Here is a 15,621-nt window from a genome sequence, read left to right on the forward strand (position 1 = left end):
AGATGTGTATAGGAGACAGGGCCGACGCCCTGGAGGCGGCGGCCGACCTCGCGACCGCAGAGGCGGGGCGGCGCGGGTCACCGTCGGGCTCGTCGACGGCGGAGGTGCCGGCACGTGCGGGGGCGGACCGCGGGGACGGTCTGAGCCCCCGCGCCGCGCAGGTCCGCGACGCCTACCGAGCCGACGGTCCGGTGCTCCCGCTGGGCGCGCTCGTGGAGGCGGGCACGGCCGAGCCACGTGCACAGGTGGGGCTTCCGCTGCGGTCGATGAACAGGCACGGGCTGGTCGCCGGGGCCACGGGCACCGGGAAGACGCGCACCCTCCAGCTCATGACCGAGGGCCTCGCACGCGCCGGCGTGCCGGTCTTCGTCACCGACCTCAAGGGTGACCTCTCGGGTCTGGCGTCCCCCGGCACCGACGGCGACCGGCTGCGTGAGCGCGCCGCGAGCGTCGGCCAGGAGTGGACGCCGACGGTGTTCCCCGTCGAGCCGTACACCCTCGGCGGCCTGGGCACCGGGACCCCGATCCGCACCACGGTGACCGACTTCGGGCCGTTGCTCCTCGCGAAGGTGCTCGGGCTCAACGCGACGCAGGAGTCGAGCCTGGGGCTGGTCTTCCACTGGGCCGACCAGCAGGGTCTCGCGCTGCTCGACCTCAAGGACCTCCAGGCCGTCATCGGGCACCTCGTCTCGGAGGAGGGCAGAGCCGAGCTCCAGGACATCGGTGGGCTGTCGCGCGCGACGGCGGGAGTGATCCTCCGGGAGGTCGTGGCCCTTCAGGCCCAGGGCGGGGACGTCTTCTTCGGCGAACCCGCCTTCGACACGGCCGACCTGCTGCGCACCACCGACACGCCGGCCGGGAGGTGGGGCGTGGTCTCGGCACTCGAGCTCCCGGGGGTCCAGGACCGGCCCGCGCTGTTCTCCACGTTCCTCATGTGGCTCCTCGCCGACCTCTTCCAGAGCCTGCCGGAGGTCGGCGACCCCGAGCGGCCGGCCCTCGTCTTCTTCTTCGACGAGGCGCACCTGCTGTTCTCGGACGCGTCGAAGGACTTCCTCGCGCAGGTCACGCAGACCGTGCGGCTCATCCGCTCCAAGGGCGTGGGCGTCGTTCTCGTGACCCAGACGCCCAAGGACGTCCCACCCGACGTCCTCGCCCAGCTCGGCAACCGTGTGCAGCACGCCCTGCGTGCCCACACCCCCGACGACGAGGCCGCGCTCCGGGCCACCGCGCGGACCTTCCCACGGTCGGACCTCGACCTGGCCGAGCTGCTGACCACGCTCGGGACGGGCGAGGCCCTCATCACGGTGCTCTCGGAGGACGGCGCGCCCACACCCGTCGCGCACACGCGGCTGCGGGCCCCCGAGTCGTCCATGTCCCCCGCGCCCGAGGAGCGGCTGCGCGAGCTCGTGGCGGCCTCACCCGTGGCAGCTCGGTACGGGAGCCCGGTCGACCGCGAGTCCGCGTACGAGCTCCTGACCGCGCGCACCGCTCAGGCGCGCGCCGACGCCGCGGCCGACCAGGACGCCGCGCGCCGCGCCGCGGAGCTCGAGGAGGTCGAGCGGTCGATGCGACGCGAGCCCGGCACCGTGCCTCGACGGGCCCCCCGGGCCGCCCGGCGACGCGACGACGGACCGCTCGACGCGCTGCTGAGGTCGGCCGGCACCGCGCTCGGCCGTGAGATCACGCGCACGATCTTCGGCACGCGCCGTCGCTGAGCCCTCCGCGGTCGGGCCCGCCCCCCGCGACCCGCACGCTCACCGGCTCAGCAGCAGCCGCATCTCGACGAGCCCGGCGGGCTGGACCGTCACGAAACCCAGGTCCGGTGCGGTGAGGCCGAAGTCCGTGAGGGTGACCGGGATGCTGCCGGCGACCTCGACGCCGGCGGCGGTGCGGCGCATCTCGAGCTGGGCGGTCACGGGCCTGGTCACCCCGTGCAGGGTCAGCGCTCCGACGGCCTCGACCGGCACCGCCTCCGCCGTCGCCGCGAGCGCCTGCACGTCCACGGGCTGCTCGAGCACGAACGTCGCCTCGGGGTTCGCGGTCGTGTCCATCGCCCGCCGGAAGTAGGCGTCACGCGCGGACTCGTCGGTCGCGATCGAGGCGACGTCGACCGTCACCTGGGCCGCGGTGAGCGAACCGTCGGCCACCGTCATGCTCCCCGCGACCTCGGTGGTGCGCCCGACGACCGTGACGTCCTGCCCCGAGAGCACCTCGTCGAGCCGGTAGCCGGCCTCGGAGTCGGGCTGCACCGTCCACGCGCCGTCGAGGTCCGCAGGGGCGACGCTCGGCGCGACCTCACGCGCCAGCGTGGGCGCCGGGGTCTGCAACGCGAGCGGTGCAGCCGCCTCGGGGGCGAGCAGCTGCGCGTACACCCACGGGCCGCCGGCGATCAGGCCGAGCACCACGGCCACGGCGACCACCGTTCGCACGAGCCAGCGGCGCCGGTGCTCGGGCGGGAGCGTCGGGGAGGGGCCCGGGACGTCCGGTGCGTGCCGGTCCCGCCGCGCGGCGCTCACGACCGCCGCCTGCGCACGAGGAGCGCGACGGCCGCGCCGACCACGCCGAGGCCCAGGGCGCCGAGCACGAGCGGCAGGGCCGGTCCCCCTCCGCCGTCGGCGGTGCCCGCGTCAGCCGGCGCGTCGGTCGTGGTCGGCTCGGGTGTCGGGTCGGCCGTGGGCCCGGTGACCGGCTCGGTGGGTGCTGCCGTGGTCACCTCGGGCGTCGGCTCGGCAGGGGGCTGCTCCGCGGCACCGGCGACCTCGAAACCGAAGGCGCCGTCGAGCGTGTGGCCGTCGCTCGAGACCGAGCGCCACACGACCTCGTACGTCCCCGGAGCCAGCGGGGTGAGCGGCTGCACGACCGTCGGGCCGTCCACCCGAGGTGCTCCGTCCGCGTGGTCCTGCCCCGCCGCGTCGACGACGCGGACGGCCGTGCCCACGTCGATCTGGTCCGCCGAGAACGTCAGCATGATCTGCGTGGGCGCCTCGTCGAGCGTCGCGCCGTCCGTGGGGTCGGTCGCCAGCAGCACGTCGTGGGCCGCCGCGGGACCGGCCGGGCCGAACGTCCCGAGCAGAAGTACGAGTACCAGCGCCACCGACCGGAGGCGGGCGGTGGCCGCCCGGGCCACGGGACGGTCGTTGCGGGGCACCGGCTCTCCTCTCCTCGGCGCGGCACGCCGGTCGACGGGGTCGTGCGGTCGGGTCCGCACCCGCGTCGGCCCTGCCGACGCCGCCCCCTACCGTACGACGGCCGCGGGAGTGCCCGGTCCACCCACGGCGCCTCGCGCGACCGGGGGCCCCACCGGGCGGCGGGGCGGGTCGGGCTCCGCCGGGCCGTCGGGCCACCGCACGGCGAACCCGACGTCGACCGACGCGTCCGGGTGCACCCGCACGAGGCGGTAGTCGACGATCCGGCGCGTCGTCGGGTCGAACCGCAGCACCGTCATCTCGGCGATGCCGCTGAGCGGCCCGACGGTGGGTCGCCCGAGCGCGGCCCCCGCGGTGCTGGCGCTCACGTAGCGCACCCCCTCGCCCTCGCGGCTGGGACCGACCCTGCGGTGCATGTGCCCCGACACCTGCGCCGGCGCGCAGCCGCGACCGAGGGTCTCCTCGCCCATCACGGGGTCGTGCACGAGCAGCAGGTCGACCCCGTCCGGGTCCTCGCACGCCACCTCGGCGAGCCGGGCGGACACCTCGAGCATCGTCTCGTCCCCGCGCAGCGTGGTGCCCGCACCGATGCGCGTCGCCCGTGGGTCGGTGTCCCCGAGGAAGCGCAGGCCCGCGACGTCCACCACCTCGCCGTCGAGCACGACGGCGCCCGCGCCGCGGTACTGGTCCTCGGTCTCGGTCGAGTCGTGGTTGCCGCTCGCGACGACGACGTCGACGCCGGCGGGCACGGCCGAGGCGAACGCGGTCACGCAGTACGACTCGACCGCGGTGCCGTTGACGGTGGTGTCACCGCCGTCGATCAGCACCTGCGCACCCGAGAGCTGCAGGGCCTCGCCGATCACGGGCGCCATGCCGACGTTGCAGTGCAGGTCGCTCACGACGAGCAGCGTCACGAGCTCGGACGCAGGCTCGACGTCGACGGGCACCTCGGTCGGCTCGCCCGTGGGCTCGTCGCTCGGCTCGCTGGTCGGCCCACCCGGTGGCTCGCCGGTCGGGTCGGCTGTGGGCTCCGTCCGTGCCGGCGGGGGCGTCGGCGTCGCCCCGCGGGCGGCGTCGGCCGGGCCCGTGCGCTCCGTCCCGCCCTCCACGGCCGCGTCGTCGGCGGCATCGCCGGGCGCGCTACGCGCGTCGGCGCCCTCGGCGTCTCGTCGGTCGCCGAACGGACGCTCACCTCGGATCGCCGCGAGCGCGGCGTCGCTCGCGCGGCGCGCCTCCCAGGCCGCCGTGAGGTTCCCGCGCGCCGCCGCGTAGAAGGCGTCGTTGTCCCGCACGGCGTCGACCACGTAGCCGCCGTAGGTGTCGATGACCCCCGCCAGGCGCCCGGTGATCCGGGCCCCCTCGAGCGGGGTCCCGTCGAAGACGGCTGACGCCTGCCGGTCGTCGGCTGCCACGGTGACGCGGTGGTCGCTCGCAGTCACGGTGCCGACCACCACGAGTGCGAGGGCCGTGCCGCCCGCGAGCGCCGCGGTGTGCGGCCGCAGCTCGCGCGCGACCTCGCGTCGTCGTGCGGGACCGAGCAGGGCTCGCAGCGCGAGCACGGTGACCGCGACGAGGCCCGCGGCGAGCAGCGTGCGCCTCACGGCGTCCGCGACCAGCGCCCACACGGCGTCCTCGAGCGTCGCCGAGGGTGACCCGAAGAACTGGACGTAGCGCTCGAGGTCGGCGCTGAGCGCCTCGAGGGTGTCCACGCCCTGGAGGGCGGTGACCTCGCGCGGGATCTCCTGGACGACCACCCTGGCCCCGAGGGTGAGGGGCAGCGGGGAGTCGATGACGAGCGTGCCCAGGGGGCCGAGGTCCACGGTGATCTCGTGGTCGAGCGTCACCTCGTAGCGCGCGACGTGCGGCCCGAGGGACGCCTGGGCCGAGGCGGTCGCGACGCCCCAGGCCGCGCTCGGCACCAGCACGAGCAGCGCGACGAGCAGCCACCGCAGCACGCGTCGACCCTCGACGCGTCGCCGTCCGAGCGCGGCGAGACGGGTCGGCAGACCACGCGACTCAGGCATCGTCCCCCGTCTCCTCTCCCTCGTCCGGTCGGCCACCTGCGGAGCACCCCGCGTGTTCGCCGTGAGCGAACACGCTCATGGGCGCTGGTGCGCGTCGCGCCACCTGAGCCACGTCCGCAGACGGTCGAGGTCGTGCTCCGGTCCCGACGTGTCCACGGTGAACAGCGTCGCACCTGCGGCGACGAGCGCCTCGGCGTCGGCACCGGGCGGGCCGCTGTGCCCGACGGCGACCGACCGCTCGATGTCCCCCGGGTCGCGGCCCACCTCGGCGCACCAGCGGTCCAGGACGGCACTCTTGTGCCGGAACGTGTCGACGTCACCGAACGCGTGCCACACCGTCGCGTGCTCGGCGACCACACGCAGCGTCTTGCGCTCTCCCCCGCCGCCGATCAGCACCGGGATCTCGCGCGTGGGCGGTGGCACGATCCGCTCCCACCGCGCCTTGATCCGCGGCAACGCGTCGGCGAGGTCGGCGATGCGCGAGCCGGCCGTCCCGAAGTCGTAGCCGTACTCGACGTAGTCCCGCTCGAACCACCCTGCCCCGATCCCCAGCACCAGCCGGCCGTCGCTGACGTGGTCGACCGTGCGCGCCATGTCCGCGAGCAGGTCGGGGTTGCGGTAGCTGTTGCACGTCACGAGGGCGCCGATCTCGACCCGTTCGGTCTGCTCGGCCCACGCGGCGAGCGTCGTCCAGCACTCGAAGTTCGCACCGTCCGGATCGCCGCTCAAGGGGAAGAAGTGGTCCCACGTGAACAGGACGTCGGCACCGAGGTCCTCCGCCTCGGCGACGACGTCGCGGATGCGCGCGTAGGGCGCGTGCTGCGGCTGGATCTGCAGGGCGATGCGCAGGGGGCGGGTCATCGGGGGCTCCGGGTGGGCACTGACCGGGCCGTCGCACGGACCGGGTCGTCGACGGGGGGGACACCGGAACCCTAAGGCGGTCCGAGCGGGTGGTGCACGACGAGCCGGTGCGGCGACGCGCGGAGAGGCGACGGGCGGGGACGCCCCCGGCGTGGACCCGTCAGGCGCCGTGGCCCGCTGCGCCGCCCTCGTCCTCGTGGGCCCTCCGGCGTCGGACCACGAGGGCCTGGGACGCGAGCACCACGACCGCCACCCCGACCCCCGCCACGATCGTCGCGGGTTCACGCTGCAGCTTGAGCACCACGAAGGCGGCGAGCACGACGACGTCCAGCACGATCGCGACGGCGGGGATCCACCGCTTGGCGCCGATGTCGGCCGCGAGACGGCGCAGGACGCCCCACTGGACCGCGACGTCCATCGTCAGGTACAGGATCGCGCCCATCGACGCCATCTGCGTGAGGTCGAAGAAGACGGTGGTGAGCATCGCGAGGCCCGCCGTGAGGAGGACGGGCTGGCGGTGGACCGACACCGGCAGCAGGGGTACCTGCCCCATGCTGTGCAGCATCGAGTAGAGCCGCGACACCGCGTAGATGCTGGCGAGCAGGCCGGAGAACGTCGCGACGACGGCGAGCCCGATGGTGAGCCGCACGCCCCACACGCCCAGCAGCGGTTCCGCGGCAGCAGCGATCGCGTAGTCGCGGGCGTCCGCGATCTCCGCCGGGGTGAGCGCTGCCGTCACCGCGACGGTGAGCAGCAGGTAGACCACCGCACACGCCACGATGGACCACAGGATCGACCGCGGGAGCTGTCGCTCCGCGTCGCGCAGGTCGTCGCCCTGGTTGGTGATCGTCGTGAAGCCCTTGTACGCGAGCACGCACAGGGTGGTCGCCGCCGCCAGCCCGAACCAGCCGGCCCCCGTGCCGTCGTCGGTGCCGGCAGCCGGCAGGAGCGCCGTCGCGACCGAGCTCCAGCCCGCAGCGGCGAGGCCGGCCACGGCAAGCACCGCGAGTCCGACCACCTTGATGGCCGCAGACGTCGCTGCCGAGCCCTCGACGAAGCCGATGCCCTTGACGTTGATCACCGCCGCGACCGCGATCAGGCTCACGCCGAGCGCGGGCACGAGGACGGCCGAGTCCTGCAGCCCCCACGGCTGCAGGAGGTACGTCCCGAAGGTGCGCGCCAGCAGGCTCTGCGCGATCACCATCGACACGTACATGAACAAGGAGAACGACCCGGCCACGAAGCCCGGGCCGTAGGCGGCCTTGAGCAGCATCGCGATGCCGCCCGACGTCGGGTTCGCGGCCGAGTAGCGCGCGTACGCGTACGCCGCGAAAGCCGTGACCACGGCACCGAGCAGGAAGGCCTCGGGTACCCGCGGCCCGGCGAGCTCGGCCACCTGCCCGACGAGCGCGAAGATGCCCGCACCCACCATGACGCCGGTACCGAGAGAGACCGAGCCGACGAGGGACAGCTGCCGTTCGTCGCTCATCCGGCCACCGTAGGGAGTCCGGTGCGAGCCCGCAGCGCGACCTCCCGAACGCGGTGGCCAGCACTCGCGCCGCGCCGTTCCCACCGCGCCGCCCGAGACGCACGAAGGCCACGCCGAACCCTCGTTCAAGGGTCCCGACGTGGCCTCTGAGCTCTGTCCTCGGTGGAGCTGAGGGGACTCGAACCCCTGACCCCCTGCATGCCATGCAGGTGCGCTACCAGCTGCGCCACAGCCCCGGTGCCCCGGAGGGCTCGGTCAGTCTAGGGGCAACCACGCCCCGAACTCCAATCGGCCCGACCTCGCGGCGGCCCGCCCACGGCGGGGCGTGCTCACGTCCGGAGCGCGTCCGCGGTCGTGCTCGGCACCTGCTCGCTCGGACCGTCGTTCCACTCGTCGAGGTCGACCGCCGGGCCCAGGTTGTGACCCGCGAGCCGCCACGGCGGGACGGCGTCGCCCGCACTCGCGCGCAGCACCGCCCAGTGCGCGTTGTGGAGCCCGACGATGCCGCGCCACTCGTGCGCGTCGAGCCCCAGCAGCGCGGTCAGCGCGAGCGTCACCGCCGCCCCGTGCGAGACGCACACGAGCGTGCCGTCCGTCGCCACGGCGTGCTCACGCACCGCCGCCGACATCCGATCGGCCACCTGCGCGCGCGTCTCGGCACCCACGCGCTCGGGGTCCCGTCCGGCACGCCAGACGCCGTACGCCTCGGGCCACCGGACGGCGATCTCGTCCGCGGTGAGGCCCTCCCACTCGCCGAAGCTGCGCTCGCGCAGCCGCACGTCGGTCTCGACCGGCACCCCCGTGAGCTCGGCGAGCGCCTGTGCGGTCTCCCGCGCGCGCCCGAGGTCGGAGCTCAGCAGCCGGGCCGGGCGGTGCTGCACCGCGAGCACCTCGGCCGCCCGGCCCGCCTGCCAACGACCCACGTGGTCGAGGTCGATGTCCACCTGCCCCTGCAGGCGCGCCTGCGCGTTGTAGGCCGTGCGGCCATGACGCCACAGGACGACGGTCCCGGCGCTCACGTCTTGTCGGGTGCGCCGTCACCGTCGCGCACGTCTGCAGGCAGCTCGACCACGGGGCAGTCCGCCCACAGCCGCTCGAGCGCGTAGTACACGCGGTCCTCGGCGTGCTGGACGTGCACGACGACGTCGCCGTAGTCCAGCAGGGCCCAACGCCCCTCACGGACACCCTCGCGCCGGAGCGCCTTGACGCCGTGCGCGTGCAGCGCCTCCTCGACCGCGTCGACGATCGCCCCGACCTGCCGTTCGTTGGTGCCCGAGGCGATGAGGAAGACGTCCGTCAGGACGAGACGCTCGCTCACGTCGAGCGCGATGATCTCCTCCGCCTTGCGGCTGGAGGCGGCGCGCGCTGCGGCGTAGGCGAGCTCGAGGGCACGGTCGGTCGCGGTCACAGGATCCCTGTCTGGTCGAGGCCGCCCACGGGCGGTGAGGTGAGGACGGAGGCGGTGCTGGTCGCGGCGTCGGCGAGGGCCTCTGCCCCGGCAGAGTCCTGGAGCACGACCATGACGATGAGCATGCCCAGCACGAACGCGACGAGCAGCAGGACGGCGAGATGCTTCCACGTGTACGGCTGGTGGCCGGCCTCGGCCGCCGGCTGGGGCTCGTGATGCTCGTCCGGGTCCGTGGCCTCGGCCTCGGACGGCTGGGGCAGGTGCTCGACCGGCGCAGCGGCCTGCGGACTGGGCACGGGTGCACCGTGCTCCACGGGGCGCCACGACGGGGTCGCGTCGACCGTGGGCTCGGCCGCGGTCGGACCCGGCGGAGCCGCAGGCACCGGCGTGGCGGAGCCCGGTGGCGCTGTTGCGACCTTCGCCGCCGGGGCCGGCTGTCGCACGGACTCGCGCGCCTCGCGCGGAGCGTGCGGGGTCGCGGGGACGGGCGCCCAACCCTGCGGCGCGGCCGGCGCCGCCTGCGGCGCGCGGACGACGGCGACCGGGCTGCCGATCGGCGGGACCTGCTCCGCGGGCACGACGCTCGAGACGCTCGCCGGCCCCTGCCGGGTAGCGGGCTCGGTGACGATCCGCACCGTCGGCCGCTGGGGCTGCGCCGGCCACTCGCTGGTGGGCCAGGAGGCGAGCCGGCTGCGCGCGGGCTCGGTCGGCCGCACGCCGTCGACCGCGGGGGCGGCATCGGGCAGACCTGCGGCCTCGGGAACGCCGCCCGGACCGGACCTGCCTGCCACGTGCGGTGCGGGAGCCTGCCCCGGGGCGCGTGAGGCACCCGGGCGCGCCTCCGACGCCTGTCGCTCGTCGTGCGCACGCTGGGCGTGGACCCGCTGGGTCTGCGTGCGCTGCGCCTGTGCCCGCTCGGCCTGCCGGCGCGCGGCGTCCTCGCGCTCGGCCTGGGCGCGCGCCGCCTGCGCACGCAACGCGTCCGCACGTGCCTGGGGCGTGAGGCTCGCCGCGCTCGCGGGCTGTGCCGCGGCTCCCGTCGGCGCGGCCGAGCCGCCCGCGTTGCGGCGCGCGCGCTCGTACAGCGCGCGGCTGCTCGACGCCGGGGCCTCCTCGGTGGCACGTGCGGGAGCAGGACCGCTCCCCGACGTGGCGGATGCGTCCGCCCGCCCTGCGGGCTCCTGCCGGGGGGCCTCGACGGGCGTCAGGTGCCCGGTCGCGTCGACCCTGCGGATCCCGCCGGTCGCCGCGGGCGGCGTGACACGCGGCGACGGGGTCGACGTGACGGTCGGCGGCGGGCCGGACTCGCGCAGTGCGCGCCGTGACGGTGCTGCGGGTGCGCCACGCACGGTGTCTGCTGTGGTCGACGAGGCAGACGGCGCGACGGCCCGCTCCTCGGCCGCCGCGCGCCGGGCCGCCTCGGCCTCGGCACGCTCACGCAGCTCGCGTCGCGACAGCGGTCGGGACTGCGTGGGTGCGGGCTGAGCGGGTGCGGGCTGGTCGGGTGCGGGGTGTGCAGCCGCGGGCTGTGCGGGCGCGGCGTCGGACTGGGCGGCCAGGGCCCGCAGACGCTCCTCCTCACGGCGACGGCGGCGCTCCCCCATGCTGGCGTCAGTCATCGTGACCTCGATACAGACGGTGCTTGGCGATGTACTGGACGACGCCGTCCGGCACGAGGTACCAGACCGGCTGGCCCGCGCGGGCACGCTCGCGGCAGTCCGTCGACGAGATCGCGAGCGCGGGCACCTCGAGCACGGAGACGGCGTCGCGCGGGATCCCCTCGATCGACAGCGTGTGTCCCGGCCTGGTCACGGCGACGAAGTGGGCCATCGACCACAACCGATCGGCGTCCTTCCAGGTGAGGATCTGCTCGATCGCGTCAGCACCCGTGATGAAGAAGAGGTCGGCGTCGGGCCGCTGGGCGCTCAGGTCCGCGAGCGTGTCGACCGTGTACGTCAGCCCGGGGCGGTCGACGTCCACCCGGCTCACCGTGAAGCGCGGGTTGGAGGCCGTCGCGATCACGGTCATCAGGTAGCGGTGCTCCGCTGCGGTGACGCCCGGGTGCTGCTTGAGCGACGGGCGTCCGGTCGGCACGAACACGACCTCGTCGAGGTCGAGCTTGGCCGCCGCCTCGCTCGCGGCCACCAGGTGGCCGTGGTGGACGGGGTCGAACGTCCCGCCCATCACCCCCAGCCGGGGCCGGTGCGTTGCCATGCCGTCGCGTTCCTCCACGCAGGTCGGGGCCGGCCTGGCTGCCGGCTCGTGCGGTGCTGGGGCCGTCCTCAGGGGTGACGGTCGTGGTCGTCAGGGCTGTGCCGCTGACCGACGCTGCGGAACGACCACGTGACGCCGAGCAGGGCGAGCAGCACCGCGAGCGTCACGACGCCGAAGCCGACCGGCGGCATCGCCAGGTGCCCGCCCTCGGCGGCAGCCTCGGCAACGATCTGGGCAGCGTGCACGTCGACCTCCTGGCGATCGTCCTCACCCGGCGGCGCCGGTGCGCCGCGCAGGTCCTCCAGTGTCGCACGGTTCGCGGGCCGATCCCTTCAGCGACCCGAGGCCGGCGTACGAACGGGTGACTCAGGCGCGCACGTGCCCGTCGCCGTTGACGACCCACTTGGTGGTCGTGAGCTCGGGCAGCCCCATCGGGCCGCGCGCGTGCATCTTCTGGGTCGAGATCCCGATCTCCGCGCCGAGGCCGAACTGTCCGCCGTCGGTGAAACGCGTCGAGGCGTTGACCATGATCGCGGCCGAGTCGAGCTCGGCCACGAAGCGCTCGGACGCCGCGAGGTCGCGCGTGACGATGGCCTCGGTGTGACCCGACGACCAGGTGCGGATGTGCTCCATGGCCTGCTCGATGTCGTCCACGACCCGCACCGCGAGGTCGAGCGAGAGGTACTCCGTCGCCCAGTCCTCGTCGGTCGCGGGGACCACCGTGACGCCGTCGGGCGCGAGCTCGGCGGTACGGGCGTCCCCGTGCACCGTGACGCCGGCGGCCTGCAGCGCGTCCAGCGCGGCGGGGAGGAACCGTTGCGCCGCGTCCACGTGCACCAGCAGGGTCTCGGCCGCGTTGCAGACGCCCACGCGCTGGGTCTTGGAGTTCATCAGGATCGGCAGCGCGACCTCCGGGTCGGCGGAGGCGTCCACGTAGACGTGGCAGTTGCCCACGCCTGTCTCGACGACGGGGACCGTCGCCTCGCGCACCACCGTCTGGATGAGGTCCGCGCCGCCGCGCGGCACGAGCAGGTCGACCAGGCCACGCGCCCGCATGAGGGCGACGGCCCCTGCGCGGCCGTGGCCGTCGACGGACTGCACGGCGTCGGCCGGCAGCCCCACCTGCTCGAGGGCCTCCCCCAGCACGCGGACGATCACCGTGTTCGAGCCCGAGGCCGCCGACCCTCCGCGCAGGATCGCGGCGTTGCCGCTCTTGAGGGCGAGCCCCGCGGCGTCGACGGTGACGTTGGGCCGGGCCTCGTAGATCATCCCGACGACGCCCATCGGTACGCGCACCTGCCGCAGCCGTAGCCCGTTCGGCAGGGTCGAGCCCCGGACGACCTCGCCCACGGGGTCCGGCAGCGCCGCGAGCTCGCGGAGCGCGTCCGCGATCGCGCGGATCCGCTCGGGCGTGAGGGTCAGCCGGTCGAGCAGACCCGCGGAGATGCCTGCGGCCTGACCGCGCTCGAGGTCCACCGCGTTGGCAGCCACGACCTCGGGGGTCGCGGCGACGAGGGCGTCGGCCATCTCGTGCAGCGCGGCGTCCTTGGTCGCACGCGTGGCGCGGGCGAGCACGCGGGACGCGACGCGCGCACGCTCGGCGATCACGCGGACGGCGTCCTGGACGTCGTCGGAGGGCACCTGGGCACGCGCGCCGCCGCCGGTGGCGGGTGCGTCGGGGGTCACCGCTGTCATGCAGCGAGGATAGTCAGCGCGTCGCCGTCCGGGCAGGGGGCGTCCGACGTGCGGCCGTGCGCGGCGCCCGGACGAGCACGATGTCGTCGCGGTGAGCGAGCTCACGGTCGTACCCGGCGCCGAGCTCGGCCCGCAGCTCGTGCGTCGAGCGCCCGAGCAGCTCGGGCACCTCGGCCGCGTCGTAGGCGACGAGGGCCCTGGCCACCACCCGTCCCCGCGGGTCGACGAGGTCCACCGGGTCACCGGCCTCGAAGCTGCCCTCGACCGCCGTGACGCCCGCCGGGAGCAGCGACGTGCGACGCTCGACGACCGCACGCACCGCACCGTCGTCGAGCACCAGGCGGCCCTCGGTGCGGGCCGCGTGCTCGAGCCAGAGCATGCGGGTCGGACGGCGTCGTCCGGTCGCGGTGAACCACGTACCGACGCGGTCTCCCGCGAGGGCGTCCGCGGCGCGCGCGGCACTCGTCAGCACGACCGGGATCCCCGAACCCGTCGCGATCGCGACCGACGCGAGCTTGGTGACCATGCCGCCCGTGCCGACGCCGCTGCCGCGGGCCGTGACCGCGACGCCCTCGAGGTCCTCGGGACGCCGCACCTCCTCGACCCGCTGCGCACCGGGCCTGCTGGGCGGACCGTCGTAGAGGGCGTCGACGTCGGTGAGGAGCACCATCGCATCGGCCCGGACGAGGTGCGAGACGAGCGCCGCGAGCCGGTCGTTGTCGCCGAAGCGGATCTCGTCGGTCGCGACCGTGTCGTTCTCGTTCACCACGGGCACCACGCCGAGCCCCAGGAGCCGGGCGAGCGCTCGCTGGGCGTTGCGGTAGTGCCCGCGCCGGATCGTGTCCTCGGCCGTGAGGAGCACCTGGCCCACGCGCATGCCGTGGCGCGCGAACGCCTCCGTGTACCGCGCGACCAGGAGCCCCTGGCCCACCGACGCCGCGGCCTGCGCGGTCGCGAGGTCGCGTGGCCGGACCGCCAGCCCGAGTGGGCCGATCCCTGCCGCGATCGCGCCCGAGGTCACGAGCACCACCTCACCGCCGGACGCACGCCGCGCGGCGAGCACGTCGACGAGCCGACCGAGCGCCGCGACGTCCAGGTGACCGTCCGCGCCCGTGAGCGAGGACGACCCGACCTTGACCACGACCCTGCGGGCCGTCGCGAGCCCCGAGCGGTCGGTGATCATGCCTCGCCGTCCGGGTCGGTCCAGTGACCGGCCTCGCGCTCCGTCCACAGCTCGGCGCGTGCCTCGGCCTTGGCGTCCATGCGCTCCTTGTGCTCCTGGCGGCGCTCGGCGCGTGAGGCCCGCGTACGGTCCTCGAGCCGCAGGTCCGTCCCGCGGGGTCCGGTGAGCAGCTCGGAGCCGGTCATCATCGTGGGCTCCCAGTCGAAGACCACGGCGTCGTCACCGGCCCCGATGACCACCTCGGCCCCCGGGGTGGCGCCCACGGCGAACAGCTGCTCCTCGACGCCGAGGCGGGCGAGCCGGTCGGCGAGGTAGCCGACGGCCTCGTCGTTGCTGAACTGGGTCTGGCGCACCCACCGCTCGGGCTTGCTGCCGAGCACCTGGAACCAGGTGCGACCGCCGCTCTCCTGACGGGTGACGGTGAAGCCGGCGTCGTCGACCGCCGGGGGCCTGAGCACCACACGCGGCGCCTCGACCGTCTCGGTCCGTGCACGCACCTGGGCGACGAGCTCGGCGAGCGCGAAGGTCAGCGGACGCAGACCCTCGTGGCTCGCGGCAGAGATCTCGAACACGCGCAGGCCCCGCGCCTCGAGGTCGGGGCGGACGAGGTCCGCGAGGTCACGGGCCTCCGGGACGTCGACCTTGTTGAGCACCACGACGCGCGGCCGCTCGGTGAGCGGCACCTCGCCGCCCGCGATCTCGAGGTCGCCCGCGTAGGCCGCGAGCTCGGCCTCGATCACCTCGAGGTCCGTGAGCGGGTCGCGTCCGGGCTCGAGGGTCGCGCAGTCGAGCACGTGCACCAGGACGGCGCACCGCTCGACGTGCCGGAGGAACTCGAGCCCCAGGCCCTTGCCCTCACTCGCACCGGGGATCAGTCCGGGGACGTCCGCGACGGTGAAACGCGCCGATCCCGCCTGCACGACGCCCAGGTTCGGCACCAGCGTGGTGAACGGGTAGTCGGCGATCTTGGGGCGGGCCGCCGAGATCGCCGCGACGAGGCTGGACTTGCCCGCGCTCGGGAACCCGACGAGGGCGACGTCGGCGATCGTCTTGAGCTCGAGCACGACGTCGCGCTGCTCCCCCGGCTCGCCGAGCAGCGCGAACCCGGGTGCCTTGCGCCGCGGCGAGGCGAGGGCGGCGTTGCCGAGGCCGCCCCGCCCACCCGCGGCGACCACGAAGCGTGTGCCGTCACCCACGAGGTCGGCGAGCACCTCGCCGCCGGTGGCCTTGACGACGGTGCCCCCGGGCACCTTGAGGACGAGGTCCTGCCCGTTGGCGCCGTGCCGGTTGTCCCCCATGCCCTGCGTGCCCGACGTCGCGCGGCGGTGCGGGGCGTGGTGGAAGTCGAGCAGCGTGGTGATCTGGCGGTCCACCTCGAGGACGACGTCGCCGCCGTCGCCACCGTTCCCGCCGTCGGGACCGGCGAGCGGCTTGAACTTCTCGCGCCTGATGGAGGCGACGCCGTGGCCGCCGTCACCGCCGGTGGCGTGCAGCACGACCCTGTCCACGAACGTGGCCACGGTGGGCTCCTCTCAGAGCGATCGGCGACGGGTCACGCACGGAGCGTCGTCACCCGGGACGACGAAGGGGCGCACCCAACG

At 75.0% G+C, this 15,621-nt stretch carries 14 protein-coding genes and 1 tRNA gene; 1 reads left to right on the forward strand and 14 read right to left on the reverse strand.

What is annotated here, in order from left to right; translation table 11 throughout:
- The first annotated feature begins 2 nt into the window (after positions 1 to 2).
- Positions 3 to 1,715, forward strand: a complete 1,713-nt coding sequence (locus GXB85_RS06315) for a helicase HerA-like domain-containing protein (protein WP_161916798.1) — start codon at positions 3 to 5, stop codon at positions 1,713 to 1,715.
- 39 nt (positions 1,716 to 1,754) lie between these two features.
- On the opposite strand, the gene GXB85_RS06320 is transcribed toward GXB85_RS06315, so the two are convergent.
- The 14 genes from GXB85_RS06320 to obgE form a co-directional block, all read right to left on the reverse strand.
- Positions 1,755 to 2,516: a YceI family protein gene (locus GXB85_RS06320; protein ID WP_370524039.1), complete on the reverse strand. Its 762-nt coding sequence runs from the start codon at positions 2,514 to 2,516 to the stop codon at positions 1,755 to 1,757.
- Positions 2,513 to 3,148, reverse strand: coding sequence for a copper resistance CopC family protein (locus GXB85_RS06325; protein ID WP_161916799.1), 636 nt, complete (start codon positions 3,146 to 3,148; stop codon positions 2,513 to 2,515). Before GXB85_RS06325 ends, GXB85_RS06320 begins: the two co-directional genes overlap by 4 nt.
- Positions 3,149 to 3,235: 87 nt before the next feature.
- Positions 3,236 to 5,170 (reverse strand): PT domain-containing protein, encoded by a 1,935-nt coding sequence (locus tag GXB85_RS06330; RefSeq protein WP_161916800.1) that lies wholly within the window; start codon positions 5,168 to 5,170, stop codon positions 3,236 to 3,238.
- Positions 5,171 to 5,245: 75 nt separating this feature from the next.
- Entirely contained in the window at positions 5,246 to 6,031 is a 786-nt protein-coding gene (locus tag GXB85_RS06335; protein WP_161916801.1) for an LLM class F420-dependent oxidoreductase, read from the reverse strand.
- A gap of 160 nt (positions 6,032 to 6,191) precedes the next feature.
- Positions 6,192 to 7,520, reverse strand: a complete 1,329-nt coding sequence (locus GXB85_RS06340; protein ID WP_161916802.1) for an APC family permease — start codon at positions 7,518 to 7,520, stop codon at positions 6,192 to 6,194.
- 163 nt (positions 7,521 to 7,683) lie between these two features.
- Positions 7,684 to 7,756 (reverse strand) — tRNA-Ala (locus GXB85_RS06345).
- 93 nt (positions 7,757 to 7,849) lie between these two features.
- On the reverse strand, positions 7,850 to 8,539 hold the full coding sequence (locus GXB85_RS06350; protein ID WP_161916803.1) for a histidine phosphatase family protein: 690 nt from the start codon (positions 8,537 to 8,539) through the stop codon (positions 7,850 to 7,852).
- Positions 8,536 to 8,928: a ribosome silencing factor gene (gene rsfS / locus GXB85_RS06355; RefSeq protein WP_161916804.1), complete on the reverse strand. Its 393-nt coding sequence runs from the start codon at positions 8,926 to 8,928 to the stop codon at positions 8,536 to 8,538. The genes GXB85_RS06350 and rsfS overlap by 4 nt, the downstream gene beginning before the upstream one ends.
- Entirely contained in the window at positions 8,925 to 10,547 is a 1,623-nt protein-coding gene (locus GXB85_RS06360) for a hypothetical protein (RefSeq protein ID WP_161916805.1), read from the reverse strand. The genes rsfS and GXB85_RS06360 overlap by 4 nt, the downstream gene beginning before the upstream one ends.
- On the reverse strand, positions 10,540 to 11,142 hold the full coding sequence (gene nadD, locus GXB85_RS06365; protein WP_161916806.1) for a nicotinate-nucleotide adenylyltransferase: 603 nt from the start codon (positions 11,140 to 11,142) through the stop codon (positions 10,540 to 10,542). Before nadD ends, GXB85_RS06360 begins: the two co-directional genes overlap by 8 nt.
- A gap of 68 nt (positions 11,143 to 11,210) precedes the next feature.
- Complete coding sequence (locus GXB85_RS17805) at positions 11,211 to 11,387, reverse strand: hypothetical protein (RefSeq protein WP_202627683.1); 177 nt, start codon at positions 11,385 to 11,387, stop codon at positions 11,211 to 11,213.
- Positions 11,388 to 11,508: 121 nt separating this feature from the next.
- Entirely contained in the window at positions 11,509 to 12,837 is a 1,329-nt protein-coding gene (locus GXB85_RS06370) for a glutamate-5-semialdehyde dehydrogenase (RefSeq protein ID WP_161916807.1), read from the reverse strand.
- 13 nt (positions 12,838 to 12,850) lie between these two features.
- On the reverse strand, positions 12,851 to 14,020 hold the full coding sequence (gene proB / locus GXB85_RS06375) for a glutamate 5-kinase (RefSeq protein WP_161916808.1): 1,170 nt from the start codon (positions 14,018 to 14,020) through the stop codon (positions 12,851 to 12,853).
- A complete protein-coding gene (gene obgE / locus GXB85_RS06380; protein ID WP_161916809.1) occupies positions 14,017 to 15,540 on the reverse strand; it encodes a GTPase ObgE in 1,524 nt (507 codons plus the stop codon). The genes proB and obgE overlap by 4 nt, the downstream gene beginning before the upstream one ends.
- Between the last annotated feature and the right edge of the window lie 81 nt (positions 15,541 to 15,621).

The organism is Cellulomonas sp. APG4 (assembly GCF_009996735.1).
Lineage (GTDB): Bacteria > Actinomycetota > Actinomycetes > Actinomycetales > Cellulomonadaceae > Actinotalea.